9 protein-coding genes are annotated in these 9688 nt (G+C 72.3%); 5 read left to right on the top strand and 4 right to left on the bottom strand.

Translation table 11 applies throughout. The annotated features are described in order from the left end of the window. Together AB0F11_RS36250 and AB0F11_RS36245 are read left to right on the top strand one after the other, a co-directional pair. Positions 1-989, top strand: a 989-nt coding sequence (locus AB0F11_RS36250; RefSeq protein ID WP_362183543.1) for a chitinase, incomplete at its 5' end; no start/stop codon positions are given. Between the two features lie 166 nt (positions 990-1155). Further along, positions 1156-1800, top strand: a complete 645-nt coding sequence (locus AB0F11_RS36245; RefSeq protein ID WP_362183541.1) for a dihydrofolate reductase family protein — start codon at positions 1156-1158, stop codon at positions 1798-1800. 81 nt (positions 1801-1881) lie between these two features. Here the strand turns inward: AB0F11_RS36245 and katG are convergent, their stop codons facing one another. Further along, entirely contained in the window at positions 1882-4071 is a 2190-nt protein-coding gene (gene katG / locus AB0F11_RS36240; RefSeq protein WP_362183538.1) for a catalase/peroxidase HPI, read from the bottom strand. Between the two features lie 427 nt (positions 4072-4498). Between katG and AB0F11_RS36235 the strand changes: the two genes are divergently transcribed. Further along, entirely contained in the window at positions 4499-4846 is a 348-nt protein-coding gene (locus AB0F11_RS36235) for a hypothetical protein (RefSeq protein ID WP_362183535.1), read from the top strand. On the opposite strand, the gene AB0F11_RS36230 is transcribed toward AB0F11_RS36235, so the two are convergent. The 3 genes from AB0F11_RS36230 to AB0F11_RS36220 are packed head-to-tail and all read right to left on the bottom strand — an operon-like array spanning position 4824 to position 7296. Beyond that, complete coding sequence (locus AB0F11_RS36230) at positions 4824-5699, bottom strand: alpha/beta hydrolase (protein ID WP_362183532.1); 876 nt, start codon at positions 5697-5699, stop codon at positions 4824-4826. The two genes, AB0F11_RS36235 and AB0F11_RS36230, sit on opposite strands and share 23 nt — an antisense overlap. Next, positions 5696-6460: a TetR/AcrR family transcriptional regulator gene (locus AB0F11_RS36225; RefSeq protein WP_362183529.1), complete on the bottom strand. Its 765-nt coding sequence runs from the start codon at positions 6458-6460 to the stop codon at positions 5696-5698. The genes AB0F11_RS36230 and AB0F11_RS36225 overlap by 4 nt, the downstream gene beginning before the upstream one ends. Before the next feature lie 20 nt (positions 6461-6480). Next, entirely contained in the window at positions 6481-7296 is an 816-nt protein-coding gene (locus tag AB0F11_RS36220) for a class II aldolase/adducin family protein (protein WP_362183526.1), read from the bottom strand. A 516-nt stretch (positions 7297-7812) separates the two neighbouring features. Here AB0F11_RS36220 and AB0F11_RS36215 point away from each other — a divergent pair. Then, on the top strand, positions 7813-8172 hold the full coding sequence (locus tag AB0F11_RS36215) for a hypothetical protein (protein ID WP_362183523.1): 360 nt from the start codon (positions 7813-7815) through the stop codon (positions 8170-8172). A gap of 243 nt (positions 8173-8415) precedes the next feature. Continuing rightward, on the top strand, positions 8416-9688 hold a 1273-nt coding region (locus AB0F11_RS36210; RefSeq protein ID WP_362183520.1), incomplete at its 3' end, for an ATP-binding protein.

Genomic DNA, 9688 nt, shown 5'->3' with positions numbered 1-9688 from the left:
CCGCCGCGCCGACCGCCACGGCCGCGCCGACCACGCCCGCGCCGAAGCCCACCGCGACCACGACCACGCCGAAGCCGCCGGGCGGCGGGACCTCGCAGGCCGCGCCGTTCGCCCCGTACGTGGACACCTCGCTCTACCCCGCCTACGACCTGCTCGCCACCGCCGACCAGACCGGGGTCAAGGAGTTCAACCTGGCCTTCATCACCTCCGGCGGCGGCTGCAACCCCCTGTGGGGCGGCGTCACCGCCCTCGGCTCCGACCACGTCGCCTCCCAGATCGCGGCCCTGCGCGCCAAGGGCGGCGACGTCCGGGTGTCCTTCGGCGGCGCCGCCGGCTCCGAACTGGCCCTGGCCTGCTCCTCCGCAGCCGACCTGGCGGCCGCGTACGGCAAGGTGGTCGACGCGTACGGGCTCACCAAGGCCGACTTCGACATCGAGGGCGCGGCCCTGCCCGACACCGCCGCCAACACCCGCCGCGCCCAGGCGATCGCCCTGCTCCAGCAGAAGCACCCCGGGCTGAACGTGTCCTTCACCCTCCCCGTCATGCCGGAGGGCCTGACCCAGCCGGGGATCGACCTCCTCGCCAACGCCAAGCGCAACGGCGTGGCCGTCTCCGCGGTCAACGTGATGGCCATGGACTACGGCCCGGCGTACAGCGGCGACATGGGCGGCTACGCGATCCAGGCCGCCACCGCGACCCAGGCGCAGATCAAGGGGGTCCTCGGGCTCTCCGACGCGGCCGCGTGGAAGACGGTGGCGGTGACCCCGATGATCGGCGTGAACGACGTGGCGAGCGAGATATTCACGGTGGAGGACGCCACCCAGCTGGCCGGATTCGCCCGCACGAAGGGCCTGGCCTGGCTCGCGATGTGGTCGGGGGCCCGCGACCGGCAGTGCCCCGGCGGCCCCAAGAACTCCGCCGACGCCACCTGCTCCTCCATCACCCAGAGCCCCTTGGCCTTCACCAAGGCCTTCGCCTCCCGCGGCTAGGTGGATGGGTCCCGGGACGGCGGCGGCTCACCCCCGTGGCGCCGTCCGTCCCGGGTCTCGGCGGGCTACGTTCGGTTCCGGGGAAGTCGTGCCCGGGGCGGCGATGAGTTTTCCCGGCCGCGGGAGTCTCCATTGCCGTCCACCACTGCACAGGAGGAGCACCCACGTGGCTCAGTTGCTGAGGGTCCAGAACTTCAACGTGTCCGGCGACGGCATCGCCGCCGGCGAGGACCAGAGCCTGGAGAGGCCGTTCGGGCACGTCGATCCCGGGAAGCTGTTCGCCTGGGCCGGGGCCACCGCGAGCTGGCCCAACCGCACCGACCCCGGCGGCAGCCGGGGCCTCGACGACTACTTCACCCGGGACTTCGCGAACAACATCGGCGCCGAGATCATGGGCCGCAACAAGTTCGGGCCCCAGCGCGGTCCCTGGCAGGACTTCGAGTGGCGCGGCTGGTGGGGTGAGGAGCCGCCGTTCCACACCCCGGTGTTCGTGATGACGCACCACCCGCGCCCGTCGTTCTCGCTGTCCGACACGACGTTCCACTTCGTCGACGCCGACCCGGCCACGGTCCTGGCGCAGGCGCGGGAGGCCGCGCAGGGCAAGGACGTGCGGCTCGGCGGCGGGGTCACCACCATCAGGGAGTTCCTCGACGCCGACCTCGTCGACACCCTGCACGTGGCGGTCTCGCCGGTGAAGCTCGGGTCGGGGCTGCGGCTGTGGGAGTCGCCGGAGGAACTGCTCGACCGCTTCCACCTGGACGTCGTACCCAGCCCGAGCGGTGTGACCCACCACCTGTTCTGGCGGAAGTGACGCGTCCGGAAGCGACGCATCCCGCAGCGACGCGTCCGGACGGGCGGTCGGCCACGGCCGACCGCCCGGCCCGGATCCGGTTCAGCGCAGGTCGAACCGGTCGAGGTTCATGACCTTGTCCCACGCGGCCGCGAAGTCGCGCACGAACTTCTCGCCCGCGTCCGCGGAGGCGTAGACCTCGGACACGGCCCGCAGCTGCGAGTGCGAGCCGAAGACGAGGTCGACGGCGGTCGCGGTCCACTTGACCTGGCCCGATGCGCGGTCGCGCCCCTCGTACTGGTTCTCGCCCGACTCGGACGCGTGCCACTCCGTGCCCATGTCGAGGAGGTTGACGAAGAAGTCCGTCGTCAGCGTTCCGGGCCGGTCGGTCAGGACGCCGTTCCGGGACCGCCGGACGTTGGCGTTGAGCGCCCGCATCCCGCCGACCAGCACGGTCATCTCGGGGGCGCTCAGCGTCAGCAGGTTGGCCCGGTCCAGGAGCAGCGTCTCCGGCGCGAGCTTCTCGCCGGCCCGCAGGTAGTTGCGGAACCCGTCTGCCCGCGGCTCCAGCACGGCGAACGAATCCACGTCCGTCTGCTCCTGCGAGGCGTCGGTGCGCCCCGGCGCGAACGGCACCGTGATGTCGTACCCGGCGTCCTTCGCGGCCCGCTCGACGGCCGCGCACCCGCCCAGCACGATCAGGTCGGCGAGCGAGATCTTCTTCCCGCCGGTCTGTGCGCCGTTGAAGTCCCGCTGGATCCCCTCCAGGGTCTGGAGGACCTTGCCCAGTTCGGGCGTGTCGTTGATCTCCCAGTCCTTCTGCGGGGCGAGCCGGATCCGGGCGCCGTTCGCGCCGCCGCGCTTGTCGGTGCCGCGGAAGCTGGCCGCCGACGCCCAGGCCGTGGAGACCAGGTCGGGGACGGACAGCCCGGAGGCGAGGATCTTGTCCTTGAGGGCGGTGACGTCCGCGTCCGTGACGAGTTCGTGGTCCACCGCGGGCACCGGGTCCTGCCACAGCTGGGGCTCGGGGACCCAGGGGCCGAGGTAGCGGGAGACGGGCCCCATGTCGCGGTGCAGCAGCTTGTACCAGGCCCGGGCGAACGCGTCGGCGAGGGCGTCCGGGTCCTCGTGGAAGCGGCGCGCGATGGGCTCGTAGACAGGGTCGAGGCGCAGGGCCAGGTCCGTCGTCAGCATCATGGGCGCGTGCCGCTTCGACGGGTCGTGCGCGTCCGGCACGGTGTCCCGGGCCTCGGGGTTCTTGGGCGTCCACTGCCGGGCGCCGGCCGGGCTGGTGGTCAGCTCCCACTCGTAGCGGAACAGGTTGTCCAGGTACCCGTTGTCCCAGGTGGTGGGCTCGTTGGTCCAGGCGCCCTCGAGGCCGCTGGTGATCGCGTGGGCGCCCTTGCCGGTGCCGTACGTGTTCGGCCAGCCGATGCCCTGCGCCTCCAGGGGGCAGGCCTCGGGCTCCGGTCCGACGTACTGCGGGTCGACCGCTCCGTGGCACTTGCCGAACGTGTGGCCGCCGATGATGAGAGCGGCGGTCTCCTCGTCGTTCATCGCCATCCGACCGAAGGTGTCGCGGATGTCCTTCGCGGCGGCCAGCGGGTCCGGGTTGCCGTTCGGGCCCTCCGGATTCACGTAGATCAGGCCCATCTGGACGGCGCCGAACGGATTGGCGAGTTCCCGGTCGCCGCTGTAGCGCTCGTCTCCGAGCCAGGTGTCCTCCGGGCCCCAGAAGATCTCCTCCGGCTCCCAGATGTCCTCACGCCCGAACCCGAATCCGAATGTCTTGAAACCCATCGACTCCAGGGCGCAGTTTCCGGCGAAAACCAGGAGGTCGGCCCAGGAAATCCGCTTTCCGTACTTCTGCTTGACCGGCCACAGCAGGCGGCGCGCCTTGTCCAGGCTCGCGTTGTCCGGCCAGCTGTTCAGCGGGGCGAACCGCTGGGCGCCGGAGCCGCCCCCGCCGCGGCCGTCGGCGATGCGGTACGTGCCCGCGGCGTGCCAGCTCATGCGGATGAAGAGGGGCCCGTAGTGGCCGTAGTCGGCGGGCCACCAGTCCTGCGAGGCGGTCATGACCTCGAACACGTCCCGCTTCAGCGCGTCGACGTCGAGCTTCTTGAATTCTTCCGCGTAGTCGAAGTCCTCGCCCATCGGATTGGACCGGGGCGAGTGCTGGTGGAGGACCTGGAGATCCAACTGGTTCGGCCACCAGTCCCGGTTCGTCCTGGGCCGCGTCGCGGCGGGGGTCGGGGAGGGGATTACCGGGTTCTCGCTTTCGCTGCCGGACATGTCCGTCCTTCTTTCCTGTCGCGCTCTTTCCTGCTGCCGGCTACTGCCCGTGCATGACGATGCCCGCGGTGTGTCGGGCCGTCCGGCGACGACCGTATGACACGGCGGACTTCAGCGCCGCGAGAACACGCACAGCAACTCCGTGTCCGTGAAATCCGAATTCCGGAGTCGATTTTAGTCGTCTTGACCCGGATGCAAACGGGGGGCGCGGGCGGCTGTGGACGGGGGTTCGGGGCGTGCGTCCGGACCCGCGGCGGGCGGCTCCAGGGAGCGGCCTTGAACGCGTTCAAGGGCACTCCTGGACGGCTTGTTGAACGCGTTCAAGATCTGGCAGGATGGCCGCGGAACGACCCTGCGCCCGCAGGGACGGATGCCGGGCCCGCTCTGCCCGCATGCCGTTTCGCCCGGAGATCCGAGGTTTCACGTCATGCTCCTGCTCACACCCGTCCTGCTCGCCGTGGTGCTCGCCGTGGTGCTGCTGGTACTGGCCGTCGCCTTCGCCCTCGGGGCGCTCGTCGGCTGGTTCCTCGCCCCGCTGAGCCGCCCGCTGCCGCTCTGGGGCAGGATCCCGCTGCTCGTGATCACCGCGGCCGCGGCGGCTTCGCTGTGGGCGATCGGAGCCGAGGTGAACGGCTATCTCTGGCCGCTCTTCGCCGGTGCGTCCTTCCTCTCGACGGTGATGACCGCGACCCTCCGCCTCGTGAGGAGGCCGGGGAACGGCTCGAAACCCCGTGTCCCCTCCGTGGGCGGCGTCAGTCGGTCAGGAAGGTGGTGAGGGCCGCGGCCACCGACGACGGGTCCTCGACCTGCGGGTAGTGGCCCACGGCCGGCGGGCCGGCCAGCTCCTCGACACGGGCGCCGGGCATGCGCATCCGGATGCGCTCCAGTACGTGGGCCCCGCTGATCGGGTCGGCCGGTCCCCACACGAAGAGCGTCGGGCCGGGGTGGCCCTCCAGCGCCGCGGTCCACCGGTCGGCGTGGACCCGGCGCTCGTCGATGTACCGCAGCAGCCGCGGCGCGAGGCGGTGGCCGCCGGCCCGTGAGGCGGACGCCCACAGGTCGTCGAGGTCGGCGTCCGCCACCTCGCGCCCCAGGACGGGGCGCAGCGCCGCGGCGAACCGCCGCCGGGTGGTGAACGGGGCCAGCAGCGGACCCAGCGGGCCGTGCAGCAGGCGCTGCATGAGCACGGGGCGGTGGAGGTCGGGGTAGAGGCCGCCGTTGAGCCAGGCCATGCGGGTGACGCGCGAGGGGTCGCGGGCCAGCAGCTCCTGGCCGACGCTGACGCCGTAGTCATGCGCCACCAGGGCCGTCCGCCCGATCCCGTACAGCCGCCACACCTCCTCGACCAGCGAGGCCTGTTCCAGGACGGAGTACGGGTGCCGCCGGGGTTTGTCGCTCTCGCCGAAGCCCAGCAGGTCCAGGGTGGTGACGCGCAGCCCGGCCGCCGCGAGGGCGGGGGCGACCGCCGCCCAGTCGTGGGAGGAGGTCGGGAAGCCGTGGAGCAGGGTGACGGGGCTGCCGTCCGGCGGACCGTCCTGGCGTACGAAGAGCCTGTGGTCCGCGACCCGTACGGTCGTCCCGCCGGCGGTCCAGTGGTCCAGCGGCGGCAGGACCCGGTGCCCGCTCATGCTCCGTCCTCCTTCTCGTCGTGTGTCTCGTGCAGCCGACTGAGTCCGTGCAGGAGCGTGGCCAGCCCGAAGTCGAACTCCTCGTCGCTGTCGAGGGAGTTGAGCAGTTCGGCGTTCCGGTGGACGACCGGGTGGGTGCGGGGCGACAGCGAGGCGAACAGGTCGGTCATCGCCGCGCGCTGTGCGGGCGTACGGGCCGCGCCGCCGGCGTCGAGCACCGCGGAGCCGATCACGAAGTGGGTGACGGTGAGGTACACGTGCACGGCCGTGCGGGGTGGCCAGCCCTGGCCCAGGAGCTGACCGAGGGCGTGCTCGCGGGCCCGCAGCGCGTTGGGGCCCAGCAACTGCCCGGCCGTGAGCAGCGGTACGACCGCGGGGTGCGCCAGGAGCACCCGGCGGAACTCCCGGGCCCCCGCCTCGAGTCCGGACCGCCAGTCGCCGCCGAGGACGGGCAGCCGGATCTCGCCGAGCACGTGGTCCACGGTCTCGATCACCAGCTCCTCCCGGCTCGCCACGTGGCGGTACAGGGAGGTGTGGCGAACCTGGAGGACGTCGCCGAGCCGGCGCATGGTGAGGGCGTCCGTCCCCTCGCGGTCGGCGAGTTCGAGCGCGGCGGCGGTGATGCGCTCGAGCGTCAGTCCGCCCTGCCGGGGCCGGCGGCGGGCTCGCTCGGCGTAGCGCGCCTGCCACCAGGAGGGGGAGCCGGGCTCCGTACCGGGGCCGGCGGCCGGGACGGGGGATGCGGGTGTTTCGGATGCCATGGGTCCGTCTTACTCGAAACTCACTCGAAGAGGTCGGGCTCGGTACGGGAGATCTCGTCCCACAGCGGCTGGAACGAGAACCAGCCCGCCAGCGGGAAGCCGGTCTGGTCGCGGGTGTACCGGGCGCCCTCCGGGCTGATCGGCCGGGGCGTGCCGGCCGCCTCGGCGAGCAGCTGGGCCTGGGCGCTGCGCTCCATCGAGATGAACCACCAGGCGGCCTCCTCCACCGACTCGCCCACGGTGAAGACGCCGTGGTTCTGGTAGATGACGGCCTTGTGGGACCCCAGGCTCGCCGCGAGCTGCCTGCCGGATTCCTCCTCGATGACCACCGCGCCGGCGTCGTCGCGGTGCAGGGTGTGCTGCTCGTACACGGCGCAGGCGTCCTGGGTGATCGGGTCCAGCAGGCGGCCCAGGCTGGAGAAGGCCTTGCCGTGCACGGCGTGCGCATGGCAGGCGGCGACGATGTCGGGGCGGGCGGCGTGCAGGGCGGAGTGGATCACGAACCCGGCCCGGTTCACCGGCCGCCTGCCGTGCCGCACCTGTCCCTCGTGGTCGACGAGGATCAGGTCCGACACGCGGACGTGCCGGAACGACATCCCGAACGGGTTGACCCAGAACATGTCCGGGTACTCCGGGTCGCGCACGGTGATGTGACCCGCCACCCCCTCCGAGAACCCGAGGCGGCCGAAGACCCGGCAGGCGCCGGCGAGGCGCTGCTTGCGGTGCTCGCGCTCTTCCTCGGGGCTGGCGAACACGCGCGGGAGATTGAGCTCCAGCTCTTCCTGCTGAGGGATGAAAGCGCTGCGCACAGCGCCGGCGGTCGATGCGTCGTCCATACCCGGACCCTTCGTCTCGACGGTGACGAGGTCGCCGCTCGCGCGCAAAATGCGACCACTGGACGCAAACAATGCGACCACCGGACGCAAAACGCAAGGGGTCCGCGGAGAGGTCTCCTGTCGGGCCACCCGGGCAGAGACGGCCTGTGCACCCGCACCCCCCTCGCAGCCGCCGAAGGCCGCACCCGGCCGGATCACGAGGTGCACGGCGCCCGGCGGGGAGCGGTGCTGGATACTCAGGGGATGGATGGATCAAGGGCTGAGTGGGTCAACACCACCCACGATTGGGCCCGCGACGTAGACCGGGGCCATCTCGCCCGGATTCGCCAAGAGCCGGAGCGGTTTGCTCCCTGTGGCCCAGGACACCTCGTCCTCGAAGTCGTCGCCTATGCCGCCGATGAGGCATCCGGTCGAGAGGGGGGCCGATGTCTGATCACTCTGCACGGGGACGGCTCCGTGTCCGTCGCGGACAACGGACGAGGCACCGACACTCGAGTCGATGATCACGGTCGGGTCGTGAAGAAGCCGGTGATGGCGTCGAAGGACCTGCGGTTCTTCGACGCCCCGGATGCAGAGCAGCTTCCGAACGGGCATCCGCGTCGCGGCATGTCCGTCGTAGCGGCGCTCAGCGAGTGGCTGATTCACACCAACCGCCGTCACAACGGGGCCTGGAGCCGGCGCTATGAGCACGGTGTTCCGGTGACTGACCTGATTCCCCTTGAGGCCGACGGAACCACCGGGACCCTCGTCCGCTTTCGAGCAGCCGAGTCGCTCTGCCCGCCGGGGTCGTTGACCGTGGACGATCTGACGCGGTGGACCGCGCACTGGTCTCACCTGGAGGTCCGCCTCGATGACCAACGCGGCGGAGCAACCTGATCCGGTGAGAGCCGGGTTATCGACGCGGCCCTCGGCGTAGGTGTGGCCGACGCGATCGGCTGGAGAAGCGGCCCGGAGGCCATCTTCATCCTCAACGTCGCCGCCCGGGGCCCGGTCTGCCCACTCCGACACCCTCGTGATCACTTTTCGGCGGCTGAAGACGTACCGGTCGCGGGGGCATTGCGACCTGGGTCGTGACGTGCGGTTAGGTTGGGGCCTGTGTTGAGGGGGAGATCAGCCGAGGTGGCGGCACTGGACCGGGTGTTGTCGCAGGCGCGGGACGGTCGCGGGGCTGCACTGGTGTTACGCGGCGAGGTGGGCGCCGGGAAGACCGCCCTGCTGGAATCGGCGGCCTCGTCCGCGGCGGCCGCCGGGGCCAGGCTGCTGCGGGGCGCCGGGGTGGAGTCCGAGGCGGAGCTGCCGTACGCCGGACTCCAGGTGGTGCTGCGGGAGGTGCTGGGGCTCATCGGGCGGCTCCCCGCCCGGCAGGCCGAGGCGCTGCGCACCGCGGCCGATCCGGCCGCGGGCCGGGTCGAGGGCACGGACGTGGGTACGGGCAGCGGCGGCGCTGCCGGCGCTGCGGGGGTGGGCGGCGACCGGTTCCTCGTCGGCGCCGCCACGCTCACGCTGCTCGGTGAACTGGCCGGGGACCGGCCCGTGGTGGTGCTCGTCGACGACGCCCACTGGCTGGACCACGAATCGGCCGAGGCGCTCGTGTTCGCCGCCCGCCGGCTGGGAGCCGAACGCGTGGCCGTCGTCTTCGCGGCCCGCAACGGCTCCGGGCCGGCCGTGTTCGGGGCGCCCGGACTCCCCGTACTGCCGCTCGACCCGCTGCCCGACGAGGAGGGATCGGCCCTCCTCGGGGACCTCGCACCCGCCCTGCACGCCTCGGTCCGGCAGCGGGTGCTCGCGCAGGCCCAGGGCAACCCCCTCGCGCTGGTGGAGCTGGCCGGTGCGTTGACGGCCGGCCAGCGGGACGGCAGCGAGCCGGTCAGCGACCAGGAGATCGCCGTGCTGCCCGCCTCCTGGCGCGTGCAGAGGATCTTCGACGACCGGATCAGGGAACTGCCCGGGCCCACGCAGGCCCTGCTGACGGCCGCCGCCGCGGAGGACACCGGCGACCTCGCCCTGATCGTGCGCGCCGGAGCGGGGATGGAGGCCGCCGCCGCGGACCTCGCCTCGGCGGAGGAGGCCGGGCTGATCCGGCTGGCCGGGGGCCGCGTGGTGTTCCGGCATCCGCTCGTACGGGCCGCCGTGTACCAGGGGGCCGGGATGTCCCGGCGGATGGCCGCCCACCGGGCGCTGGCGGACGCGCTGCTGCCGTCGGGTGCGGGTGCGGGTGCGGGTGCGGGTGCGGGTGCGGGTGCCGGTGCCGGTGCCAGTGCCAGTGCCGGTGATCGTGCCGGTAGGCGGGCCTGGCACCTTGCCGCGGCCGCCGTCGGCTACGACGAGGACGTCGCCGGCGAGCTGGAGCGGACCGCGGAGCACTTCCGCTCGCGGGGCGGGCGGGCCGCGG

The organism is Streptomyces sp. NPDC032472 (genome assembly GCF_040636955.1).
GTDB lineage: Bacteria > Actinomycetota > Actinomycetes > Streptomycetales > Streptomycetaceae > Streptomyces.
Note: the sequence above shows the minus strand (reverse complement) of the source record. Positions and strands in the feature narration are given on the sequence as shown.

Excerpts from the sequence above, each read along its gene's own strand:
- katG (WP_362183538.1), bottom strand. The coding sequence starts at position 4,071 with ATGTCCGGCAGCGAAAGCGAGAACCCGGTAATCCCCTCCCCGACCCCC.
- AB0F11_RS36235 (WP_362183535.1), top strand. The coding sequence starts at position 4,499 with ATGCTCCTGCTCACACCCGTCCTGCTCGCCGTGGTGCTCGCCGTGGTG.
- AB0F11_RS36230 (WP_362183532.1), bottom strand. The coding sequence starts at position 5,699 with ATGAGCGGGCACCGGGTCCTGCCGCCGCTGGACCACTGGACCGCCGGC.
- AB0F11_RS36225 (WP_362183529.1), bottom strand. The coding sequence starts at position 6,460 with ATGGCATCCGAAACACCCGCATCCCCCGTCCCGGCCGCCGGCCCCGGT.
- AB0F11_RS36220 (WP_362183526.1), bottom strand. The coding sequence starts at position 7,296 with ATGGACGACGCATCGACCGCCGGCGCTGTGCGCAGCGCTTTCATCCCT.